At 71.2% G+C, this 21,735-nt stretch carries 25 protein-coding genes; 11 read left to right on the top strand and 14 right to left on the bottom strand.

Translation table 11 applies throughout. The annotated features are described in order from the left end of the window. Nucleotides 1–97: 97 nt before the first annotated feature. The gene (serB, locus tag ASF37_RS00850) at nucleotides 98–1,351 is read left to right on the top strand and encodes a phosphoserine phosphatase SerB (protein WP_055968095.1); all 1,254 of its coding nucleotides are present in this window, start codon (nucleotides 98–100) and stop codon (nucleotides 1,349–1,351) included. 13 nt (nucleotides 1,352–1,364) lie between these two features. Here the strand turns inward: serB and ASF37_RS00855 are convergent, their stop codons facing one another. Further along, nucleotides 1,365–1,580 (bottom strand): dodecin, encoded by a 216-nt coding sequence (locus ASF37_RS00855; RefSeq protein ID WP_055968093.1) that lies wholly within the window; start codon nucleotides 1,578–1,580, stop codon nucleotides 1,365–1,367. A gap of 53 nt (nucleotides 1,581–1,633) precedes the next feature. Between ASF37_RS00855 and ASF37_RS00860 the strand changes: the two genes are divergently transcribed. Genes ASF37_RS00860 through ASF37_RS00870 form a run of 3 tightly spaced genes read left to right on the top strand, consistent with a single transcriptional unit; the run spans nucleotide 1,634 to nucleotide 2,850 of the window. Next, nucleotides 1,634–2,020, top strand: a complete 387-nt coding sequence (locus ASF37_RS00860; protein WP_055968090.1) for a DUF3099 domain-containing protein — start codon at nucleotides 1,634–1,636, stop codon at nucleotides 2,018–2,020. After that, nucleotides 2,013–2,222 carry a hypothetical protein gene (locus ASF37_RS00865; RefSeq protein WP_055968088.1) on the top strand — a complete coding sequence of 70 codons (210 nt, stop codon included), beginning with the start codon at nucleotides 2,013–2,015 and terminating at the stop codon, nucleotides 2,220–2,222. Before ASF37_RS00860 ends, ASF37_RS00865 begins: the two co-directional genes overlap by 8 nt. Before the next feature lie 28 nt (nucleotides 2,223–2,250). Further along, on the top strand, nucleotides 2,251–2,850 hold the full coding sequence (locus ASF37_RS00870; protein ID WP_056578563.1) for a hypothetical protein: 600 nt from the start codon (nucleotides 2,251–2,253) through the stop codon (nucleotides 2,848–2,850). 30 nt (nucleotides 2,851–2,880) lie between these two features. Here ASF37_RS00870 and moaA read toward each other — a convergent pair whose 3' ends face one another. Beyond that, nucleotides 2,881–3,867 (bottom strand): GTP 3',8-cyclase MoaA, encoded by a 987-nt coding sequence (gene moaA, locus ASF37_RS00875; RefSeq protein WP_055968082.1) that lies wholly within the window; start codon nucleotides 3,865–3,867, stop codon nucleotides 2,881–2,883. 69 nt (nucleotides 3,868–3,936) lie between these two features. Here moaA and ASF37_RS00880 point away from each other — a divergent pair, with 69 nt between their 5' ends. After that, nucleotides 3,937–4,707 carry an SURF1 family protein gene (locus tag ASF37_RS00880; protein WP_056554577.1) on the top strand — a complete coding sequence of 257 codons (771 nt, stop codon included), beginning with the start codon at nucleotides 3,937–3,939 and terminating at the stop codon, nucleotides 4,705–4,707. Here the strand turns inward: ASF37_RS00880 and ASF37_RS00885 are convergent. From ASF37_RS00885 to ASF37_RS00930, 10 genes are all read right to left on the bottom strand, one after another. Continuing rightward, nucleotides 4,680–6,278, bottom strand: coding sequence for an ABC-F family ATP-binding cassette domain-containing protein (locus tag ASF37_RS00885; RefSeq protein ID WP_055968076.1), 1,599 nt, complete (start codon nucleotides 6,276–6,278; stop codon nucleotides 4,680–4,682). The genes ASF37_RS00880 and ASF37_RS00885 overlap by 28 nt on opposite strands. Nucleotides 6,279–6,407: 129 nt before the next feature. Next, nucleotides 6,408–7,211 (bottom strand): hypothetical protein, encoded by an 804-nt coding sequence (locus ASF37_RS00890; RefSeq protein ID WP_056578566.1) that lies wholly within the window; start codon nucleotides 7,209–7,211, stop codon nucleotides 6,408–6,410. Nucleotides 7,212–7,363: 152 nt separating this feature from the next. Then, nucleotides 7,364–7,738 carry a metal-sulfur cluster assembly factor gene (locus ASF37_RS00895; protein ID WP_055968071.1) on the bottom strand — a complete coding sequence of 125 codons (375 nt, stop codon included), beginning with the start codon at nucleotides 7,736–7,738 and terminating at the stop codon, nucleotides 7,364–7,366. Then, on the bottom strand, nucleotides 7,735–8,196 hold the full coding sequence (sufU, locus tag ASF37_RS00900; protein ID WP_055968068.1) for a Fe-S cluster assembly sulfur transfer protein SufU: 462 nt from the start codon (nucleotides 8,194–8,196) through the stop codon (nucleotides 7,735–7,737). Before sufU ends, ASF37_RS00895 begins: the two co-directional genes overlap by 4 nt. 3 nt (nucleotides 8,197–8,199) lie before the next feature. Next, nucleotides 8,200–9,486 (bottom strand): cysteine desulfurase, encoded by a 1,287-nt coding sequence (locus ASF37_RS00905; protein ID WP_304438664.1) that lies wholly within the window; start codon nucleotides 9,484–9,486, stop codon nucleotides 8,200–8,202. A gap of 8 nt (nucleotides 9,487–9,494) precedes the next feature. Beyond that, on the bottom strand, nucleotides 9,495–10,256 hold the full coding sequence (sufC, locus tag ASF37_RS00910; protein ID WP_055968063.1) for a Fe-S cluster assembly ATPase SufC: 762 nt from the start codon (nucleotides 10,254–10,256) through the stop codon (nucleotides 9,495–9,497). A 5-nt stretch (nucleotides 10,257–10,261) separates the two neighbouring features. Further along, entirely contained in the window at nucleotides 10,262–10,615 is a 354-nt protein-coding gene (locus ASF37_RS00915) for a non-heme iron oxygenase ferredoxin subunit (protein ID WP_055968598.1), read from the bottom strand. 4 nt (nucleotides 10,616–10,619) lie between these two features. Further along, nucleotides 10,620–11,840, bottom strand: coding sequence for a Fe-S cluster assembly protein SufD (gene sufD / locus ASF37_RS00920; RefSeq protein ID WP_056554568.1), 1,221 nt, complete (start codon nucleotides 11,838–11,840; stop codon nucleotides 10,620–10,622). Then, on the bottom strand, nucleotides 11,837–13,261 hold the full coding sequence (gene sufB, locus ASF37_RS00925; RefSeq protein WP_055968058.1) for a Fe-S cluster assembly protein SufB: 1,425 nt from the start codon (nucleotides 13,259–13,261) through the stop codon (nucleotides 11,837–11,839). The genes sufD and sufB overlap by 4 nt, the downstream gene beginning before the upstream one ends. Next, nucleotides 13,258–13,956 carry a metalloregulator ArsR/SmtB family transcription factor gene (locus ASF37_RS00930; protein ID WP_056578571.1) on the bottom strand — a complete coding sequence of 233 codons (699 nt, stop codon included), beginning with the start codon at nucleotides 13,954–13,956 and terminating at the stop codon, nucleotides 13,258–13,260. The genes sufB and ASF37_RS00930 overlap by 4 nt, the downstream gene beginning before the upstream one ends. Nucleotides 13,957–14,057: 101 nt before the next feature. Between ASF37_RS00930 and ASF37_RS00935 the strand changes: the two genes are divergently transcribed. After that, complete coding sequence (locus tag ASF37_RS00935) at nucleotides 14,058–15,146, top strand: DNA polymerase domain-containing protein (RefSeq protein WP_056578575.1); 1,089 nt, start codon at nucleotides 14,058–14,060, stop codon at nucleotides 15,144–15,146. A 550-nt stretch (nucleotides 15,147–15,696) separates the two neighbouring features. On the opposite strand, the gene ASF37_RS00940 is transcribed toward ASF37_RS00935, so the two are convergent. Next, nucleotides 15,697–16,272: a YdeI family protein gene (locus ASF37_RS00940; protein WP_235492982.1), complete on the bottom strand. Its 576-nt coding sequence runs from the start codon at nucleotides 16,270–16,272 to the stop codon at nucleotides 15,697–15,699. Nucleotides 16,273–16,334: 62 nt separating this feature from the next. Here ASF37_RS00940 and ASF37_RS00945 point away from each other — a divergent pair, with 62 nt between their 5' ends. Then, nucleotides 16,335–17,117, top strand: a complete 783-nt coding sequence (locus tag ASF37_RS00945; RefSeq protein WP_235492961.1) for a GTP pyrophosphokinase family protein — start codon at nucleotides 16,335–16,337, stop codon at nucleotides 17,115–17,117. A 42-nt stretch (nucleotides 17,118–17,159) separates the two neighbouring features. Here the strand turns inward: ASF37_RS00945 and ASF37_RS00950 are convergent, their stop codons facing one another. Then, nucleotides 17,160–18,248 (bottom strand): ATP-dependent DNA ligase, encoded by a 1,089-nt coding sequence (locus tag ASF37_RS00950; RefSeq protein ID WP_056578578.1) that lies wholly within the window; start codon nucleotides 18,246–18,248, stop codon nucleotides 17,160–17,162. Between the two features lie 60 nt (nucleotides 18,249–18,308). Between ASF37_RS00950 and ASF37_RS00955 the strand changes: the two genes are divergently transcribed. From ASF37_RS00955 to ASF37_RS00970, 4 genes are read left to right on the top strand one after another with little or no spacing between them, the layout of a single operon-like run. After that, nucleotides 18,309–19,229 (top strand): ABC transporter ATP-binding protein, encoded by a 921-nt coding sequence (locus ASF37_RS00955; protein WP_200931154.1) that lies wholly within the window; start codon nucleotides 18,309–18,311, stop codon nucleotides 19,227–19,229. Continuing rightward, a complete protein-coding gene (locus ASF37_RS00960) occupies nucleotides 19,226–19,999 on the top strand; it encodes an ABC transporter permease (protein WP_056578581.1) in 774 nt (257 codons plus the stop codon). Before ASF37_RS00955 ends, ASF37_RS00960 begins: the two co-directional genes overlap by 4 nt. Further along, nucleotides 19,990–20,952, top strand: a complete 963-nt coding sequence (locus ASF37_RS00965) for a heme A synthase (RefSeq protein WP_235499931.1) — start codon at nucleotides 19,990–19,992, stop codon at nucleotides 20,950–20,952. The genes ASF37_RS00960 and ASF37_RS00965 overlap by 10 nt, the downstream gene beginning before the upstream one ends. A 59-nt stretch (nucleotides 20,953–21,011) precedes the next feature. Further along, nucleotides 21,012–21,713, top strand: coding sequence for a hypothetical protein (locus ASF37_RS00970; RefSeq protein ID WP_055968035.1), 702 nt, complete (start codon nucleotides 21,012–21,014; stop codon nucleotides 21,711–21,713). The last annotated feature ends 22 nt before the right edge of the window (nucleotides 21,714–21,735 follow it).

The following is a 21,735-nucleotide window of genomic DNA, read 5'->3' on the forward strand; positions in this document are numbered from 1 at the left end:
CGGTCGGCCGCGGCCGTTCGTCCTCGGCCGCGATGCGTCCAACCTATCGCGACGTCCCATGCGCCGAGGCGGCGGCCGGACGATAGCCTCGTGCTCGATGACGCCCCATGTGCCAGCCGTGCACCTGACCTCGCCGACCTTGCTCGTGACGCTCACCGGCCCCGACCGCAGCGGCGTCTCGACCCGGCTCTTCGCGTGCCTGGAGCCGTTCGACGTCGAGGTCGTCGACGTCGAGCAGCTGGTCGTGCGAGGACGCCTGGTGCTGAGCGTCCTCGTCTCGTTGGCGAGCGAGGCGGCAGGGAACGAGCCAGTGGAGCAGGACCCCGCACCCATGGAGCGGTCCTTGCGTGAGGTGGCCGCCGAGCTCGGCATGGACGTCGAGCTCGAGCACGGGGTGGGTGACAACCGCCCGCGCCGCGTCGGGCGAAGCCAGGTGACGGTGCTCGGCCACCCGCTGCGGCCGGCTGCCATGACGGCCCTGACCAGCCGGATCAAGGCCGCCGACGGGAACATCGACCGCATCCTGCGCCTCGCCCGCTACCCGGTGACCGCCCTGCGGCTCGAGGTCTCGGGCGCCGACCCCGACGTGCTGCAGGCCGACCTGGCGGCCGCTGCGTACGAGCACGGCGTCGACATCGCGGTCGAGGAGCGCGGGATCCTGCGCCATGCCCAACGGCTGGTCGTCATGGACGTGGACTCCACGCTGATCCAGGGCGAGGTCATCGAGATGCTGGCCGAGCACGCGGGGTGCGCCGACGAGGTCGCCGCCGTCACCGAGTCGGCCATGCGCGGCGAGATCGACTTCGAGGAGTCGCTGCGTCAGCGCGTCGCGCGTCTGGAGGGCGTGCCCGCCTCGGCTCTCGAGGAGGTCCACGCCGCGCTCACCTACACGCCGGGCGCGCGCACGATGATCCGGAGCCTCAAGCGACTGGGCTACCGCTTCGCCCTCGTGAGCGGCGGCTTCACGCAGATCATCGAGTGGATCGCCGCGGACCTCGGCATCGACTACGTGGCGGCCAACGAGCTCGAGATCGTCGACGGGCGCCTCACCGGCCGGGTCGTCGGCCGGGTGGTCGACCGCGCCGGGAAGGCCGAGGCACTGCGACGCTTCGCCGCGGAGGCGCGGATCGGCATCAAGAACACCGTCGCCGTGGGCGACGGCGCCAACGACCTCGACATGCTGGCGGCCGCGGGCCTCGGCATCGCGTTCAACGCCAAGCCCGTCGTGCGTGACCAGGCACGCACGTCGGTCAACTCGCCGTACCTCGACTCCATCGTCTACCTGCTCGGCATCACGCGCGAGGAGGTCGAGGCCGCCGACGCGGACGAGGACCACGCCGACGGCTCCTGAAGGGTCTCGGACCTTACTCGTCGTCCTCGAGCCGGAACCCGATCTTCATCGTCACCTGGTAGTGGGAGACGGACGTGTCGGTGATCTGGCCGCGGATGCCCTCGACCTCGAACCAGTCGAGGTGGCGCAGCGTCCTTCCGGCCCGCTCGATGCCGTTCTCGATGGCTTCGGTGACGCCGTCCGGGGAGGTGCCGACGATCTCGGTCACGCGGTAGGTGCGGTTGCTCATGGGGACATCATGCCTGCCCGGCGGGACGACCGGGACCGACGTACGCTGGAGGAGTGAACCAGACACCGTCGGACTCCTCGTCAGCAGGCCCAGGACAGCGCCGCGGTGATGCTGCCCAGCGCCGCGACGAGGCGGCCGAGCGCCGCGGTGAGCAGGTCTACTCCATCACGTCGGCGAGCACGGGCCACAGCGACGAGCTCGGCGCACGCGAGCTGCGGTACGCGCTGAGCATGGGCTTCCGCACGCTGTGCTTCATCGGCGGCGTCCTGGTCTGGAACCACGTGCTGTGGCTCGGCGTCCTATTGTTCGTCGGTGCGGTCTTCCTGCCGTACACCTCGGTCATCCTCGCCAACGCCGGCGTGCGCAGCAAGGCCGACGGGAGCGACCTGATGAAGCCGTCCCCGTTCGGCGAGATCGGCGACGGCGCCCCGCGTGAGTGAGGAGCTGATCTGCTCGTCCAAGGGATGCACGGCCGCAGCGGTGCACCGGATCGAGTGGAACAACCCGAAGATCCACACGCCGGACCGGCGCAAGACCTGGTTGGCGTGCGACGAGCACGAGCCGACGCTGAGGTCGTTCCTGTCGGCGCGCGACTTCTACCGCGACACGCTGCCGCTGCAGGACGACGTCACCCCCGGGTGACCCGCTGCACGTCGCCTAGGGTCGGAGCATGCGTCCGCTCCCCCACCGTGCCGCGGCCCTGCTGCTGATCGCCGCCCTCGCCGCCGGGTGCGGCGGCGACGACGATCCCGCAGCCGCGCCGACGTCGCCTGTCACGTCGTCCGCCGCTCCGTCGCAGACCTCGAGCCCCGGAGCGGGAGAGCCGCTGGGCTCCCCGGTCGTTCCCGAGGGGCAGGACCCGCAGGACTTCCGCGCCGAGGTCGCACTGGACGACGGCGCGCGGGTGGCCGCCTACCTGGTCGCCGGGACCGGTCTGGTGGTCCAGGTGCGGCCCGCCGGCCAGGACGACTGGAGCGCACCGGCCACGCTCGTCGAGTCGTCCGAGGACCCGTGCCAGGGCGTCGAGCTGCAGCAGGCCGGCGGCACGGTGGCCCTGACCGCCGGGATCGGCCTCTACTGCTACGACGGCGAGCCCCCGCAGCAGGTCGTGGCCGCGGCGCTCGCGGGCGTCACCGACGTGTGGGACGTGCGCACGATCGACGACGTCGACGACTTCGAGTCGGTGACGGTGGCCGGCGACGGCAGCCGCGTCGACTTCGACGGGTCGGGCGGCACGATCACCTGGACGAAGGGCCGCGGCTTCGACTGAGTCGTCCGATCCCTGGTCGCTCGTGCTGCTTCAGCCGCCGATCGACGACATCGGTCGCGTCGGCTGCAGGAAGGTCGGGTCGTCGATCCCGTGCCCGGGCCGCTTGCCCCACATGGCCTCCGACCACCGCCGCGCCAGCTCCTCGTCGTCGGCGCCGTCGCGCAGCGGGCCCCGCAGGTCCGACTCCTCGCGGGCGAACAGACAGGTGCGCACCTGGCCGTCGGCCGTGAGCCGCACGCGGTTGCACTCCGAGCAGAACGGGCGGGTGACCGAGCCGATGATGCCGACCGTGTGAGGGCCGCCGTCGACGAGGAAGCGCTCCGCCGGAGCGCTCCCGCGTCCGTCGAGCGGCGTGAGCGTGACGTGCTCGGACAGTCGTGTGAGGATCTCGTCGGCCGTGATCATCCGGCTGCGGTCCCAGCCGTGCTGGGCGTCCAGCGGCATCTGCTCGATGAAGCGCAGGTGGTAGTCCCGCTCCATGGCCCAGCGGAGCAGCTCGGGACCCTCGTCCTCGTTGAGGCCCCGCAGCAGCACGGCGTTGATCTTGACCGGTGCGAGACCGGCCTCGGCCGCGGCCTCCAGGCCGGCCACCACGTCGCGGAACCGGTCGCGCAGGGTGATCTTCGAGAACATCTCGGGGTCGGTGGTGTCGAGGCTGACGTTGACCCGGTCGAGCCCGGCGGCGGCAAGGGCCTTCGCCGTGCGGGTCAGGCCGAGGGCGTTCGTCGTGATCGCGGTGCGCGGCGAGCCGGGCATGGCCTTGGTGGCGGCGATGATCGAGGCGAGGCCGCGTCGCAGCAGCGGCTCGCCGCCGGTGAAGCGCACGTCGGTGACGCCGAGCCTGGTCACCGCGACGTGGATGAGGCGCACGACCTCGTCGTCGGTGAGCACCTCCGCGGTGGGCATCCAGTCGAGCCCCTCGGCCGGCATGCAGTACTGGCAGCGCAGGTTGCACCGGTCGGTGAGCGAGACGCGCAGGTCCGTGGCCACACGTCCGTGCCGATCACCGAGGTCCATCGCTCCATCCTAGGGTTCGCAGCCCAGCCCTGCCGGTGGGCGTTCGGTCCGCCCGGCTAGGTTCGGGTCGTGCGGTTCCTGCTCACACCCCGATGGATCGGGTTCTTCCTCGCCGTGCTGGCTCTCGCGGTCGTCTGCGTGCTCATGGGCGACTGGCAGTGGCACAAGCGCGAGGTGCGCCACGCCTCCAACGAGCTCGTCGAGAAGCACCTCGCGATCGACCCCGTCCCGCTCGACGAGGTGGTCCCGGCCGGTGGGAAGGTCGCGAAGGACCAGGAGTGGACCCGGGTCCTCGTGGAGGGCCGGTACGACCCGACGTCCCAGGTCACGGTGAAGTTCCGCACCCGTGACGGCCGGCCCGGTGCCGAGGTCGTCACGCCGCTCCTGCTCGACGACGGGACGGCCGTCCTGGTCGACCGCGGCTGGGTGCCGACCGCGAACACCTCGGCCGCCCCCGAGGACGTCCCTGCGCCCCCCACGGGCCGGGTGGAGGTCGAGGGCTGGCTGCGTCCGGACAACGGCGCCGGCGACGAGGCCGTGGTGCCCGTGGACGGACAGGTCCGGTCGATCTCGAGCGTCGGCGTGGGCAGCACGCTGCCGTACCCGGTCCGCTCGGGCTACCTGAACCTGCGCGGCCAGACCGGTGGGACCGGGGGCCTGGAGCTGGAGCCGGAGCCCGATCTCGGCGGCGGGCCGCACTTCTTCTACGGCCTGCAGTGGTGGTTCTTCGCCGCACTGGCGATCGGCGGCTTCGGCTGGTTCGCCCGCGCCGAGTGGCTCGAACGGCGCCGGCCCGATGCCAGGACCGACGATCAGGCCAGGGACACGAGCTCGGCGTAGCCGTCGTTCCAGAGGTCCTCGTCGCCGTCGGGCAGCAGCAGCACCCGGTCGGGATCGAGCGCGCGGACGGCACCCTCGTCGTGCGACACGAGGACGATCGCGCCCTCGTAGCGGCGGATTGCGTCGAGCACCTCCTCGCGGGACGCGGGGTCGAGGTTGTTCGTCGGCTCGTCCAGCAGCAGCACGTTGGCGCTCGAGACGATGAGGCCGGCGAGGGCCAGTCGCGTCCGCTCGCCACCGGACAGGACCCGGGCGGGCTTCGCGGTGTCGTCGCCGGAGAACAGGAAGGCGCCCAGCACGCTGCGTGCCTGGGTGTCGGTCAGCTCCGGAGCCGTCCGCTGCATGTTCTCGAGGACCGTGCGGTCCATGTCGAGCGTCTCGTGCTCCTGCGCGAAGTACCCGATCTTCAGTCCGTGGCCCGGCAGGATCTTGCCGGTGTCGGACTCCAGGGTCCCGGCGAGCATGCGCAGCAGCGTGGTCTTGCCGGCACCGTTGAGGCCGAGCACGACGACGCGGCTGCCCTTGTCGATCGCCAGGTCGACGCCGGCGAAGATCTCGAGCGCGCCGTAGGACTTGCTGAGCCCCTCGGCCATGAGCGGGGTCTTGCCGCACGCGGCCGGCTTCGGGAAGTCGATCTTGGCGACCTTGTCGGCCTGGCGCACGTCGTCGAGGCCCGACATCATCTGCTCGGCGCGGCGCAGCATCTGCTGGGCCGCGGTGGCCTTGCTGGCCTTGGCCCGCATCCGGTTGCCCTGGGCGACGAGTCGCTCGGCGGTCTTGGTGGTGATCTCGCGCTCCCGCTTGCGACGGGCCTCGTCGGCCTCGCGCTGGCGCAGGTAGTGCTTCCACCCGGTGTTGTAGATGTCGATCGTGGCGCGGTTCGCGTCGAGGTAGAACACCTTGTTCACGGTCTCCTCGACCAGCTCGACGTCGTGGCTGATGATGACCAGCCCGCCGGAGAACGTCTTGAGGAAGCCGCGCAGCCACGTGACGGAGTCCGCGTCGAGGTGGTTGGTCGGCTCGTCCAGCAGCAGGGTGTCGGCGTCGCTGAACAGGATCCGCGCGAGCTCGATGCGTCGACGCTGACCGCCCGACAAGGTCTGGAGCTGCTGGTCCAGGACGCGGTCGGGAAGGCCGAGCGCGTTCGAGATGGTCGCAGCCTCCGCCTCGGCCGCGTAGCCGCCTCCGGCGGAGAACACGTCCTGCGCACGGCCGTAGAGCTTCATGGCGCGCTCGGCGACGTCGGGATCGGCCGAACCCATGTCCAGCTCGGCCTTGCGCATCGTCGAGAGCGCCTCGTCGAGACCACGGGCACCCAGGATGCGGTCACGTGCGGTGATCGACAGGTCGCCGGACTTCGGGTCCTGCGGCAGGTAGCCGATCTTCCCGGAGCTGGTGATGGAGCCCTCGGCGGGCTGGCCGTCACCCGAGAGCATCCGCGTGAGGGTGGTCTTGCCGGCGCCGTTGCGCCCGACCAGACCGACCTTGTCGCCCTTGTCGACACGGAAGGAGACGTTCTGCATAAGGACGCGGGCGCCGAAGCGCAGCGTCACGTCGTGGACGGTGATCATGGGGAGCCTTACAGGTCAGAGGGAGTGCGAGAACGCCGGACGTGGTCCGGTCGTCACTCCCGCTGGTAGTAGCTCACCCGAGGAGTCTACGGGACCGGGTCCGCCGTCCCTGCACTCCACCGACGAGATCTACGTCATCAGGATGTCGAACGGCTCGCAGCCATCGGGGAGCTCGTCGGCGTAGTGCACGTGGTCCCCCTCCCGTCGCTCCAGCACGGCAGCCCGGATCGTCAGGCGGTCCCCCAGCCCGTAGGTGCGACCTTCCCAGGAGACGACGAACGGCTCGGTCCGTACTTCGGTCGACTCGGGCCAGAACACGAGTCGATGTCGCTCGGTACCACCGTCGCGCGACGCCAGTCCCAGGCATCCGCCCACGTCGACGAGCACGCCGGTCACCGGATCGATGATCTCAGGGGCTCTGGTGCCCGGTTCCAGCACCACCGTGGGATGGCCCGAGCCCTCGACGAGGTCGACGAGTGGCGGTTCAGGGGCCGTCAGCACCGGGATGCCGTACGCGAGTGCGCCCAGCGTGATGGAAGCGAGCAGGAGTGCTGCTCCGCGACGGACCGCGGGCAGGTGCCGCCCGGAGGACGCGAGCGCCGTCCCCAGAGCGACCCCGAGCAGGTGCATGACCGCCGGGTACGCGAGCAGCAGCGTGCAGGACGCCAGAGCAGTCGTCGCGGCGACCGTCACGAGGGTGAGGCGCGCCCCGAAGGCCGCCGTCTGCAGCGCTCCGACGAGCAGACCAGCGACGATCGGCGCCACGATCGCCGCGCGGGTGAAGAGGTCGTCCAGGAAGAAGATGGAGCCCCAGGGCGAGGTCAGCACGGCGAGTGCCGTCGCGGTGCTGGACGCGACGATCAGGGCGACCGACGCGGGCCTGCTCAGCGGCAGGTCGGACGGCGCGTCCTCGGCGTGCCCCGGCTCCTGCATCCGACGAGGATACGGAGTGTTCTGGGGCAAGGGACGTGCATCCGGAACCTGCTGGTGCCGGGCGCACACCGGTCCGGGCCGCCGCGACGGGGCACGGCGCCCCTCGTCCGCGCTTCACACGGACCAGGGGGCGACCGGGAGGGTGCTGGTGCTCAGCCGACGTTGAAGCCGAGCGCGCGGAGCATCTCGCGGCCGTCGTCGGTGATCTTGTCCGGACCCCACGGCGGCATCCAGACCCACTCGATGCGGAAGTCGTTGACGATCCCGTCGAGGGCGGCGCGCGTCTGGTCCTCGATCACGTCGGTCAGCGGGCAGGCGGCCGAGGTGAGCGTCATGGAGAGCACGGTGTTGCTGTGCTCGTCGACGTCGGCGCCGTAGACGAGGCCGAGGTCGACCACGTTGATGCCGAGCTCGGGGTCGACGACGTCCTTCATGGCCTCCAGCACGTCCTCGGCCGTGGTGGCACCGGCCGGCGCGGACACGTCGGGCAGGTCGGAGTGGTCAGGGGTGGTGACGGGGTCGCTCATGCGTCCTCCTGCGTGATGAGAGCTTGGCTGGTGGCGTCCTTGAACGCCATCCACGAGAGCAGCGCGCACTTGACGCGTGCCGGGAACTGGGCGACACCGGCGAAGGCGATGCCGTCCTCGAGCACGTCCTCGTCGGGCTCGACGGCACCCTTGCCCTGCATGAGGGCCTGGAACGCGTCGAGCACGGCGAGGGCGTCGTCGACGGGCTTGCCGACCACGAGGTCGTTCATCACCGAGGCCGAGGCCTGGCTGATGGAGCAGCCGACGGCGTCGTACGACACGTCGGTGACGGTGCTGCCGTCGAGGTGGACCCGCAGCGTGACCTCGTCACCGCAGGTGGGGTTGACGTGGTGCACCTGGGACTCGAACGGGTCACGAAGTCCTGCGCCGTGCTTCTGCTTGTAGTGGTCGAGGATGATCTCCTGGTACAGCGAGTCGACCTGTGTGGCGTCGCTCATGGGTCACCGCCCTCCGAAGTAGCGCTGGGTGTGCCGGACCGCGTCGACGAGCGCGTCGACCTCGGCCTCGGTCGTGTACAGGTAGAACGACGCGCGGGTCGTCGACTGGACACCGAACCTCTGGTGCGCCGGCTTGGCGCAGTGGTGCCCGGCGCGCACCGCCACGCCACGGGAGTCGAGCAGCTGGGCGACGTCGTGGGGATGCACGTCGTCGAGGGTGAAGCTGATCGCTCCCCCACGCTGCACGGCCTCGGTGGGACCGACGACGGTGAGGCCGTCGACCTCCTGCAGCCGCTGCAGCGCGTACGCCGTGATCGCCTGCTCGTGCGCAGCCACGTTCTCCATGCCGAGGGACGACAGGTAGTCGACCGCGGCACCGAGGCCGACCGCCTGGGCGATCGGCGGCGTGCCGGCCTCGAAGCGGTGCGGCGGAGCGGCGAACGTCGAGCCGGCCATCGTGACCGTCTCGATCATCTCGCCGCCGCCGAGGAACGGGGGAAGCGAGGCGAGCAGGTCGTAGCGGCCCCACAGCACGCCGATGCCGGTGGGCCCGACCATCTTGTGGCCGGTGAAGACCACGAGGTCGGCCCCGAGCGCGGCGACGTCGACCGGCATCTGCGGCACCGCCTGCGAGGCGTCGACCACGACGAGGGCACCCACCTCGTGGGCGCGGGCGACGACGCGCTCGACGGGGTTGATGGTGCCGAGCATGTTCGAGACCCACGTGAGCGAGACGACCTTGGTGCGCTCGGTGACGAGCGACTCGAGGTCGTCGAGGTCGAGGCGACCCTCGTCGGTGACGCCGAACCAGCGCAGCGTGGCGCCGGTGCGCTGGGTGAGCTGCTGCCACGGAACGATGTTGGAGTGGTGCTCCATCTCGGTGATGACGACCTCGTCGCCCTCCCCGACACCGTGCTCGTGGCCCGGACCGGCGTCGCCGAGCACGCGCGCCACCAGGTTGAGGGCCTCGGACGCGTTCTTGGTGAACACGACCTCCTCGCGGCGGGGCGCACCGATGAAGTCGGCCACCTTCGTGCGGCCGAGCTCGAACGCCTCGCTCGCCTCGGCACCCAGCTGGTGCATGGCGCGGGCGACGTTGGCGTTGTGCTGCAGGTAGTGCTGCTCGATGGCGTCGACGACCTGGCGCGGCTTCTGCGACGTGTTGGCGCTGTCGAGGTACACCAGCGGAAGTCCGCCGGCGAGGGTGCGCTCGAGGATCGGGAAGTCCTTGCGGACCGCCTCGACGTCGTAGCCCGCACCGTTCGCCACCGAGGACACGGCAGTGCTCACCGTCATGCTCAGACCGCCGCGGCCTTCACGTACTTGTCGTAGCCCTCGGCCTCGAGCTGGTCGGCCAGCTCGCGGCCGCCGGACTCGGCCAGGCGGCCGGCGACGAAGACGTGCACGTGGTCGGGCTTGATGTACTGCAGGATGCGCGTGTAGTGCGTGATGAGCAGCAGCCCGCGGTCGCCCTGGCCGGTGTACCGGTTGACGCCGTCGGAGACGACCCGCAGGGCGTCGATGTCGAGTCCGGAGTCGGTCTCGTCGAGCACGGCGAACTTCGGGTTGAGCAGCTCCAGCTGGGCGATCTCGTGGCGCTTCTTCTCACCACCGGAGAAGCCCTCGTTGACGCTGCGCTGCGCGAACGTCGGGTCGAGCGTGACGCGCTCCAGGGCGGCGTTGACGTCCTTGACCCACGTGCGCAGCTTGGGAGCCTCGCCGTCGATGGCGGTCTTGGCGGTACGCAGGAAGTTCGCGACCGACACGCCCGGGACCTCCACGGGGTACTGCATGGCCAGGAAGAGCCCGGCCCGCGCACGCTCGTCGACGCTGAGCTCGAGGATGTTCTCGCCGTCGAGCAGCACCTCGCCCTCGGTGACGGTGTACTTGGGGTGACCGGCGATCGAGTAGGCCAGCGTGGACTTGCCCGAGCCGTTCGGGCCCATGATGGCGTGGACCTCGCCGCTGTTGATCGTGAGGTCGACGCCGCGGAGGATCTCCTTGTCGCCCTCCTCGGTCTTGACGGTGACGTGCAGGTTCTTGATCTCGAGGGTGCTCATGTGGTTCAGCTCCTGGTGGGGGCGGAGACGTCGACGAGGACGCGTCCGTCGGTGATGGTCGTGGGGTAGGTGGGCACGGCCTCGGTGGCCGGCAGGTTCAGGGGCGAGCCGGTGCGCACGTCGAACCGCGACCCGTGCAGCCAGCACTCGATCTCACAGCCCTCCACCTCCCCCTCGGAGAGAGGGATGGCGGCGTGCGAGCACTCGTCGCGGATGGCGTAGACGTCGTCGCCGTCGCGCACGAGGGCGATGTCGACGCCGTCGACGGTCACCGGGGTCGCCGTCCCCTCGACGAGGACGTCGAGGGGTGCGGCGAACCGCGGTCCGCCGACCTGCTGGTCGGTCTGCTGCTCGCTCATCGGCTCAGGCACCTGCCTCGGTCGGGGCCTCCGGGCGGCGGTCCAGCTTCGACAGGTCCGCACCGGACAGCTCGTCCTCGATGGCCGCGACGAGCCGCTCCTGCAGCTCGGGCACACCGATCCGACGGATGATGTCGTTGAAGAACCCGTGGACGACGAGACGACGGGCCTCGGACTCCTCGATCCCCCGGCTCTGCAGGTAGAACAGGTGGTTGTCGTCGAAGCGACCCGTGGTGCTGGCGTGACCGGCACCGGCGATGTCACCGGTCTCGATCTCCAGGTTCGGCACGGAGTCGGCCTTGGCGCCGTCGGTCAGGACGAGGTTGTCGTTCTGCTCGAAGGTGTCGATGCCCTCGGCGACCTTGCGGATCAGCACGTTGCCGACCCACACCGTGTGGGCGTCCTGGCCCTGCAGCGCGCCCTTGTACTCGACGTTGCTGCGCGTGCGGGGCGCCGTGTGGTCGATGAACTGGCGGTGCTCGATGTGCTGGCCGGCGTCGGCGAAGTACACGCCGAGCAGCTCGGCGCTGCCGCCGGGACCGGCGTAGTCGACGTTGACGTTGGTGCGCACGAGGTCTCCGCCGAGGGAGATCTCGAAGGCGCGCACCGAGGCGTCGCGCCCGACCCGCACGTTGTACTGGCCGGCGTGGACGGCGTCGTCGGCCCAGTCGTTGACCGTGACGAGGTCGAGCGACCCGCCGTCGGCGACCACGACCTGCGTGAACGCGTCGTACGTGGCGCTGCCGGCGTGGTCCATGACGACCGTGGCCCTGGCGTGCGCGCCGACCCGGACCACGACGTGGCCCCACACCGTGGACTCGACCGAGTCACCGGTGAGCCGCAGACGCACCGGCTCGCTGAGCTCGGTGTCGGCGGGGACGTCGAGCAGCACCGCTCCCCCGGCGTTGGCCACGGCCAGCGCACCCAGACGGTCGAACGGGGCGTTCACGGCGAGCGCCTGCGCCTCCTGCGTGCTGATGCGGGTGAGCGTGACGCCCTCGGGCAGCTGCTCGTCCCACGTGAGCGACGCGTCGGACGGCGAGCCCTCGAGCAGACCGCGCAGCCGCTTGAGCGGCGTGAAGCGCCAGATCTCCTCGAGACCCGTCGGCACCGGGTGCGTGGCGACGTCGTAGGACGGGACAGGGTGCAGGTGAGACTGGACGTGGTCGAGCTCCAGCGCCTGCTCGATGTTCTCGACCGTGCGGTCGGTGTCGGTGAGGGTCATCCGACGGCTCCCTCCATCTGCAGCTCGATGAGACGGTTCAGCTCGAGCGCGTACTCCATGGGGAGCTCGCGCGCGATGGGCTCGACGAAGCCGCGGACGATCATCGCCATGGCCTCGTCCTCCTCCATGCCACGCTGCATGAAGTAGAAGAGCTGGTCGTCGCTGACCTTCGAGACGGTGGCCTCGTGCCCGAGCGTCACGTCGTCCTCGCGGACGTCGACGTACGGGTAGGTGTCGGAACGGCTGATCTGGTCGACCAGCAGCGCGTCGCACTTGACGGTGCTGGCCGAGCCGTGCGCGCCCTCCATGACCTGCAGCAGGCCGCGGTAGGAGGTGCGACCGCCACCGCGTGCCACCGACTTGCTCAGGATCGAGCTCGACGTGTGCGGCGCGGCGTGCACCATCTTGGCGCCGGCGTCCTGGTGCTGACCCTCGCCGGCGAAGGCGATGGACAGCGTCTCGCCGCGGGCGTGCTCGCCCATCAGGTAGACGGCCGGGTACTTCATGGTGACCTTGGAGCCGATGTTGCCGTCGACCCACTCCATCGTGGCGCCGGCCTCGCAGACCGCGCGCTTGGTGACCAGGTTGTACACGTTGTTCGACCAGTTCTGGATCGTCGTGTACCGGACGCGGGCGCCCTTCTTGACGACGATCTCCACGACGGCCGAGTGCAGCGAGTCGCTGGAGTAGATCGGCGCGGTGCAGCCCTCGACGTAGTGGACGTAGGAGTCCTCGTCGGCGATGATCAGCGTCCGCTCGAACTGGCCCATGTTCTCGGTGTTGATCCGGAAGTAGGCCTGCAGCGGGATGTCGACGTGGACGCCCTTGGGCACGTAGATGAACGAGCCGCCGGACCACACGGCCGTGTTGAGCGCCGAGAACTTGTTGTCACCGACGGGGATGACGGTGCCGAAGTACTCCTCGAAGAGCTCGGGGTGCTCCTTCAGCGCGGTGTCGGTGTCGAGGAAGAGGACGCCCTTCTCCTCGAGGTCCTCGCGGATCGAGTGGTAGACGACCTCGGACTCGTACTGCGCGGCGACGCCGGAGACGAGACGCTGCTTCTCGGCCTCGGGGATGCCGAGCCGGTCGTACGTGTTCTTGATGTCCTCGGGCAGGTCGTCCCAGGTGGCGGCCTGCTTCTCCGTGGACCGCACGAAGTACTTGATGTTGTCGAAGTCGATGCCGTCGAGCTCGGCGCCCCAGACGGGCATGGGCTTGCGGCCGAACAGGCGCAGGCCCTTGAGTCGCTGCGCGAGCATCCACTCGGGCTCGTCCTTGAGGCCGGAGATGTTGCGCACGACCTCCTCGGACAGACCGCGCTGGACGTTCGCGCCCTTGTCGTCGGCGTCGGACCAGCCGAACTCGTAACGTCCGACGTCCTTGAGCCCGGGGTTGAGCTCTTCGATCGAGTTGGTCGTCATGACGACACCCTCTCTGTGGTGGGACCAGTGGCTTGGGAAGGGGGATGGGGCAGGTGGGTCGTGCACACGCCGTCGCCGTGGGCGATGGTGGCGAGCCGCTGCACGTGCGAGCCGAGCAGCTCGGCGAACATCGCCGTCTCGGCCTCGCACAGCTGGGGGAACTCCGCGGCCACGTGCGCGACCGGGCAGTGGTGCTGGCAGATCTGGGCGCCGGCCGGCGTGGTGCCGGCCGACGCGGCGAAGCCGTGGGCGCTGAGCGCCTCGGCCAGCACGCGGGGGCGCTCGTCGACCGGTGCGGCGTCGACGAGGGGGCGGTACTTCTCGGTGAGACCACGCAGACGTCGTGCGGCGAACTCGACGACCGCGCCATCTCCGGCGGTCTCGGCGAGGAAGCCGAGGGCGTCGACCGCGAGGTCGTCGTAGGCGTGCGCGAACGTGTCGCGGCCGGCATCGGTGATCATGAAGACCTTGGCCGGACGACCTCGCCCACGGCCCGTGGTGGCACGGGGCTGGCGCTGGGCGACGACCCCGTCGGCCAGGAGGAGGTCGAGGTGGCGACGCACGGCTGCGGGCGTGAGCCCGAGGCGCCGTGCGAGGTCCGCAGCGGTCGACGGACCGTGCTCCAGGATCGACGTCGCCACGCGTTCGCGCGTGGGGGCGTCATCGACGACTGCCGACATCTCCTCCGCACGCATGTATTTCACAACACCAGTGTGCCGTTAATGATTCCCCTACTTCTAGCAAGGTCTACCTCACTTCCGCGCATCCGTGACGTTCCAGCCCTAGGCTGGCCGGCATGGCAGCGAAGGCCACGGCCGTGATGGTCGACGCGGACGGACGAGAGGTACGCGTCTCGAGCGCGGAGCGCGTGATCTTCCCCGCCTCCGACCACGGACCGGAGATCACCAAGCGCGAGGTCGTCGAGTACTACGTCGCGGTCGCCGACGGCATCGTACGAGCACTGCGGGACCGTCCGACGGCGCTCGAGCGCTGGCCCAAGGGCGTGCTGCCCGGCATGACGCTCACCGCGCGCGACGCCACCCACGGTCGTGGGCCGCAGGGTGATGCGTTCTACCAGAAGCGCCTCATGCGCGGCATGCCCGAGTGGGCCCGCTCGGTCCGGGTGCACTTCCCGTCCGGCCGGGTCGCCGACGAGCTGTGCCCGGACCATGTCGCGGTGGTCGCCTGGGCCGCACAGATGGGCACGGTCACGTTCCACCCCTGGCCCGTGCGTCGTGCCGACGTCGACCGGCCCGACGAGCTGCGCATCGACCTCGACCCGCACGGCGCCACCGGTTTCGCCGACGCCGTCCGCGAGGCCGAGCAGGTGCGGGCCCTGCTGGAGGAGCTGGGCCTGCGCGGATACCCCAAGACCAGCGGGAAGAACGGCGTGCACGTGTACCTGCGCATCGAGCCGCGCTGGACCTTCACCGACGTGCGCCACGCGGCGATCGCGCTGGGCCGCGAGCTCGAGCGCCGCAGCGATCGGCTCACCACCGCCTGGTGGAAGGAGGAGCGCGGCGACCGCATCTTCGTCGACGTCAACCAGAACGCCCGCGACCGCACGATCGCCTCGGCGTACAGCCTGCGCCCGAAGCAGGGCGCACCCGTCTCCTTCCCCCTCTCGTGGGACGGACTCGCCGCGGTGGACGACCCGATGGCCTTCACGCTCCGGACCGTCCCCGACCTGCTGGCGTCCCAGGGCGGCGACGCCTGGGCCGACCTCGACGCCCAGCCGCACTCCCTCGAGCCCCTGCTCGACCTCTGGCGCGCCGACCTCGAGCGCGGGCTCGGCGACATGCCCTACCCGCCGGAGTACCCCAAGATGCCGGGCGAGCCCAAGCGCGTGCAGCCGAGCAAGGACAGGCGGAACAAGCAGGGCTGACGACTCCCCTGCAGCCACCGCTGCGCTGCTCCGGCTGGTGCTGGAGGCGGCCCGGGTGGGGCCTCGACGGGTCGGACGCGCCGTGGCCGAGCCGCGCTGCCGACATCGGTGGATCCTCAACGTCAGGAGCGGGCCTGCGGTTGAGATTCCACCGATGCGTCGAGCCCGGCGGGGCATCGGTGGATCCTCAACCTCAGAGGCAGGCCTGCGGTTGAGATTCCACCGATGGGCCGAGCCGGCCGGGGCATCGGTGGATCCTCAACCTCAGGAGCCGACGTGCGGTTGAGATTCCACCGATGGGGGGCCCGGGCGGTGCGTTCTCCACCGAATCCAGCGCCACACGGTGGAGAACGCACCGCACCGTGGCCCATCCTGTGGAGGATCCACCGCCCGGACCGGAGTCGGCGTGCTCGGCCGCCGGCGATGCCCGCTGCTCCGTCGAGGCCCTCTCGGAGACCACGCCCGGACCCAGCCGAGGCAGCGCAGCAGCGAGGGAGCATGGAAGCAAGGAAAGCGAGCGGAGCACGACGCCCACCCGACCCGCAGGACCTCAGCGGTCCGGCCGCTCCCCCGCGACGCACTGCGCCACCAGCTTCTCGATGCGCGAGAGCCGTGTCTCCTCGCGCTTGGCGGTGGCCACCTGCGTGAGGGCGTAGAGCCTCGCGCTGCGGGGCAAGGCGTCCCAGAAGGTCCGGGCCGCGGGGTCGGCGTCCAGACCCCGACGCAGGGCGTCGGGCTCCACACCGTTCTCCGGACCGACGAGGACCGTCCACGAGCCGTCGCCCCGTGCTCCGTCGACCAGCGCCCGCCCCGGGGGTCTCATCCGGCCCTCCGCCTCGAGCCGCTCCACGCGCGCCCGGTTCGACGCCGCCCACGGACTGCCCGGCCGACGCGGCGAGAACCAGATGACCGAGCCGCCGACGCCACCGCCGGAACGGGCCTGACCGTCGATCCAGCCCCAGCACAGCGCCTCGCAGACCGCGTTCTCGTAGGACAGGGCGTCGTCACCGTCGGCGAGCCGGTCCGGCACCGCGAGCCAGACCCCGCGCGTGTCGGCGTGGTGGTCGGCCAGCCAGGCACCCCAGCGTGACCTCGACCCCGGTGCGAGACGCTCGGCGTCGTCCATGACTCCCACGACTCACAGGTTAGCCACGGAGCCCGACGAGGTCGTGGACGTACGCTGACCGGGTGGAGCTGAGCAGCCGAGCCACCCTGCCCCTGGACGACGACGTCCTGCACGTCGGCGACCCGAAGCTCCTCCGCCAGGACTTCAGCCGCTTCATGCTCCGCCACCGCTTCGGCATGGAGGAGGTCGTCACCAAGCTGACGATCCTGCGCGACGAGTTCGACCTGATGCACGACACGAACCCGATCGAGCACATCGCCTCGCGGCTGAAGTCGCCCGACAGCCTGGCCGAGAAGATGCGGCGGAAGGGCACCCGCCCCACCTACGCCTCGATCCGCGAGACCATCACCGACATCGCCGGCGTCCGCGTCACCTGCAGCTTCGTCTCCGACGTGTACCGCGTCCACGACCTGCTCACCTCCCAGGACGACCTCACGGTGCTCGACGTCCGCGACTACATCGCCGCCCCGAAGAAGAACGGCTACCGAAGCCTGCACACGCTCCTGGAGGTCCCGGTCTACCTGTCCGACGGCCCGGTGCCGGTGACGGTGGAGGTGCAGCTGCGCACCATCGCGATGGACTTCTGGGCCAGCCTCGAGCACAAGATCCACTACAAGTACCGCGGCGCCGTGCCCGACGACCTGGCCGAGCGACTGTGCGACGCCGCCGACTCCGCGCACGCGCTCGACGCACGCATGGAGGCACTCCACGACGAGGTGCGCCACCTGGGCGAGGACGGGGTGGAGACGCTCCCCCGTCAGGTGCGCGAGGACCTGCTGACCGGCGACGAGCTCGTCCCGTCGGAGGCGCTGCTCGAGCAGCTGCGCCGTCTGGCCGCGGACTGATCCGGTCGGGCCCGGCACCGGGACCACGGCAGCCGACCTCGGCTACGTCAGGACGTCACCGAGGTCGTAGGCCACGACCTCCTCGAGCTGCTCGTAGGTGCACGAGCCGGGCTCGCGGTCGGGGCGCCACCGCTTGAACTGCGCGGTGTGCCGGAAGCGACCCTGCTCGCCCCGACCCTCCATGTGCTCGTACCCGACCTCGACGACCCGCTCGGGCCGCAACGGCACGAACGACAGGTCCTTGGTGCCCGTCCAGCGGCTCTGGCCACCGGGCAGCCGTCCGTCGGCGTGCGCCTCCTCGCTCTGCCAGGCACCCCAGGGGTGCTGGTCGAGGTCCGCACGCAACGGGTCCAGCTCGTCGACGAGCTCGGCCCTGCGGGCGGCCGAGAAGGAGGCGCAGACACCCACGTGCTGGAGGCGGCCTTCCTCGGTGAACAGGCCCAGCAGCATCGAGCCGAGCAGCGGCTGCTCGGGCGTGGAGGTCTTGTGCAACCGGTATCCCGCGACCACCACGTCCGCCGTCCGGGCGTGCTTGATCTTCAGCATCGATCGACCGTTGGGCACGTACGGGCCGTCGAGGCGCTTGGCCATGACCCCGTCGAGGCCCGCCCCCTCGAACTGGTGGAACCAGCGGGTGGCCTCGGCCGTCTCCCCCGTGGTGCGGGTGAGGTGGACGGGAGCGGAGACGTCGGAGAGTGCGCGTTCCAGGGCCGCCCGACGCTCGCCGAGCGGCGTGTCGACGAACGACGTGTCGTCCAGGGCCAGCAGGTCGAAGACCACCAGGCTGGCCGGCGTCTCGCGGGCGAGCATGTCGACCCGCGACGCCGCGGGGTGGATGCGCTGCGACAGCGTGTCGAAGTCGAGCCGGTCACCGACGGCCGTGACGATCTCGCCGTCGACGACGCACCGGTCGGGAAGCTGCTCCAGGACGGCCGCCACGACGTCGGGGAAGTAGCGCGTCAGCGACTTGGTCGAACGGCTCGCGATCTCGACCTCGTCGCCGTCGCGGAAGACGATGGCCCGGAAGCCGTCCCACTTGGGCTCGAAGAGGTAGTCCCCGACCGCCGACGGCACGGCCGCCACGGACTTGGCGAGCATCGGTCGCAGCGGCGGCATGACGGGCAGGTCCACGGGCCCACCCTAGGCCGGGTCGGGGCCGCCTGCGTGGCACGCGATCACTAGACTGTCCTGGTGAACCAGCCCGCCGTCGCCGTCACCGACCTGGTGGTCCGCTACGGCGACGTCACCGCGGTCGACGGCCTCTCGCTCGAGGTCGAGGCCGGGACGGTCACGTCGATCCTCGGTCCCAACGGCGCCGGCAAGACCAGCACCGTCGAGACCTGCGAGGGCTTCCGACGACCCACCTCGGGGCGCGTCAGCGTGCTCGGCCTGGACCCGGTGCGCGACGCGGTGCGCCTGCGCCCGCGCGTCGGCGTCATGCTCCAGGCCGGTGGCGCCTGGTCGGGCGTGCGGGCCGACGAGATGCTGCGTCACATGGCGTCGCTGCACGCCCACCCCCTCGACGTCGACGCCCTCAGCGAGCGGCTCGGCCTGGGCTCGTGCGGTCGCACCGCCTACCGCCGGTTGTCGGGTGGGCAGCAGCAGCGGCTCGGGCTGGCCATGGCCGTGGTCGGACGCCCTGAGCTGGTGTTCCTCGACGAGCCCACCGCCGGCCTGGACCCGCAGGCCCGGCGCGCGACGTGGGACCTGATCGACGAGCTGCGTTCCGGCGGTGTCACGACGGTGCTCACCACCCACTTCATGGACGAGGCCGAGGCCTTGAGCGACGTCGTCCACATCGTCGACGCCGGCCGGGTCATCGCGAGCGGCACCCCCGCCGACCTGTCACGGTCCGGGGCGGAGAACACGGTGCGGTTCACCGCACGGCCGGCGCTCGACGTCGACGCCCTCATGTCGGCCCTACCGCCGGAGAGCAAGGTGCACGAGCAGGCTCCGGGCCAGTACGTCGTCGTCGGCGCCGTCGACCCGGCGCTGCTCGCCACGCTCACCGCCTGGTTCGCCGGGCAGGGCGTCCTCGCGGAGTCCGTGCTCGTCGAGCGCCAGACGCTCGAGGACCGGTTCCTCGACCTGACGGGACGGGCCCTGCGATGAGCCTCGACCTCTCCCCGCGTCCCGGCGCGGCCTCGACCTCGGCCATGGTGGCCGCGCAGACCCGGATGGAGCTGCGCCTGCTGGCCCGCAACGGCGAGCAGCTGCTGATCACGCTGGTCATCCCGCTGCTCCTGCTCGTCGCCGGCACCCGGTCGGGGCGCGTGGTCGACCTCGGCGCAGGACGCCCCATCGACATGGTCACCCCCGGCGTCCTCGGCCTCGCGGTGCTCTCGACGTCGTTCACCTCCGTCGCGATCGCCACGGGCTTCGAACGCCGCTACGGCGTGCTCAAGCGGCTCGGCGCCTCTCCGCTGCCCCGGTGGGGACTGCTCGCCGGCAAGTCGGCGGCCGTCGTGGTCGTCGAGCTCGTCCAGCTGCTCGTGCTCGCGTGCGTCGCCCTGCTGCTCGGGTGGGACCCGGCCGGTGGCGTCGCCCCGTGGGCGTGGCTCGTCCTGCTGGCGGTGCTGGGCACCGCCGCCTTCGGCTCGCTCGGTCTCCTCATCGCGGGAACGCTGCGCGCCGAGGCCACGCTCGCCGTGGCCAACCTGGTGTACGTGCTCCTCCTCGTCGGCGGGGGCCTGCTGGTCCCCCTGTCCCGCTACCCCGACGGCGCGCAGGGCCTGCTCGCCCTGCTTCCCTCGGGCGCCCTCGGCGAGGGCATGCGCTCGGCCTTCGAGGGCGGCACGGTCGACCTGCTCCCCCTCGCGGTGCTCGCGGCGTGGGCCGCCGTGGGCACCGCCCTCACTGCTAGGACCTTCAGATGGGAATGACCTCCACGCCGTCCGGCTACCCGACCCTGGGCCTGCGCCATCCCGACCGTGCCGTCGTGCAGCGGTGGGCCTGGGCGAGCCTCGTCGCGAACACGGTCATCATCCTGACGGGGGGCCTCGTCCGGCTCACCGCGTCGGGGCTCGGCTGCCCGACCTGGCCGCGGTGCACCGAGGAGTCCTTCGTGCCGCACAGCGAGCTGGGCCTGCACGGTCTCATCGAGTTCGGCAACCGGCTGCTGACGTACGTGCTCATCGCGATCGCGATCGGGACCCTCGTGGCCGTCTGGCGCTGGAGCGAGGGTCGCCGCCTCCGCAGGCACGCGGTCGTGCTGGCCGCCGGTGTCCCGTTCCAGGGCGTCATCGGTGGCATCACCGTGCTCACCGACCTCAACCCGTGGGTCGTCGCGCTGCACCTCGTGCTCTCGCTGTTCCTCGTCGCGGGGTCCACCTGGCTGCTCCTGCGCGTGCGTGCCGAGGCCGCCTCCACCTCCTCGGTGCTGGTCCGGCGGCTGGTGCTGGCGGTCTACGCGACGCTCTGGGTGGTGGTCTACCTCGGCACCGTCGTCACCGGCAGCGGCCCGCACGCCGGTGACCTCGACGTGCCGCGCAACGGCCTCGACCCCCAGCTGTGGAGCCACGTGCACGCCTGGGCCGTCTACCTGCTCGTCGGGCTGACGGTGGCGACGATCGTCCTCGTGCGTCGAGACCGAGACACGACGTCCCGGACGCCGGCGCTGCAGGCCGCCGTCTGGCTGCTCGTCGCCGAGCTCGGGCAGGGTGTGATCGGGTTCGTGCAGTACTTCACCGACCTGCCGGTCGCCCTGGTGGCGGTGCACCTCGTCGGTGCGGCGGTGCTGGTGGCCGTGGCCACCAGGCTCGTCGTGACCGTCCACCCGTCCCCCTCCGCGCCGCGGCCGCTCGAGCACGAGGCGGTCGTCGGCCGCTCGGCCTGAGGGACGCAGGCCCGGACGGAACCGTTGACGGTGCGGTGCGTCGACCCTAGGTTGTCCGCGTGTCCCCGACCCCCGCTCCGACCGACGACGTCATGGCCCCGGACGCCGCGGCCCTGCGTGGCCTCCTGCTCGTCCACGCAGCTCTGCTCGTCGGGGGCGGCGTGGCCCTCTCGCTCCCCGTCCCCGCGCAGGGGTGGGGCATCCTGGTCGTCGTCGTGGCGTACGCGGTGGCTCTCCCGCTGGTCTGCCGGGCGGTCGGCCGGGGCGACTGGGCGGCGCTGGCGATCTTCCTGGTGCCGGTCTCCGTCTTCCAGGTCCTGCCCGACTGGGTGCTCGCGGACCTCGTGGGGACGCTCGCGTTCCCCGATCGCGGTGGCCCGCGGGTCGACGACGTCATCCCGCTCGCGATGGCGGCGATGTGGATCGCCCCGTTGTTCCTCGCCGTGGTCCTGGCACGCCTGAGGCCCGGACGATCGGCACTGGCGGCGCTCGCGGTGTTCGCCGGCGCCGAGCTCCTCGCTCCGGTGGTCGGCCTGTGGGAACCGACGGGTGCGACCACGCGCGTCCTCGGCGTCGCGCTCTACGTCCTGCCCGCCGAGGCGGCGCTCGGCTGGGCCACCGCCACGGCCTTCCTGCTCACCCGCGGACGCCCTCTCGCGCACCGGGTCGCGGGCGCCCTGGCGGTCTCGACCTTCTACCTCGGGGCGCTCGTTCTCGCCCACTTCCTGATCGACGTCGCGGGCTGGCGACTGACCGCCTGACCGCCTGACCGCGGTCCCGCCG

The organism is Aeromicrobium sp. Leaf289 (assembly GCF_001423335.1).
In the GTDB taxonomy this organism is placed as follows: domain Bacteria; phylum Actinomycetota; class Actinomycetes; order Propionibacteriales; family Nocardioidaceae; genus Aeromicrobium.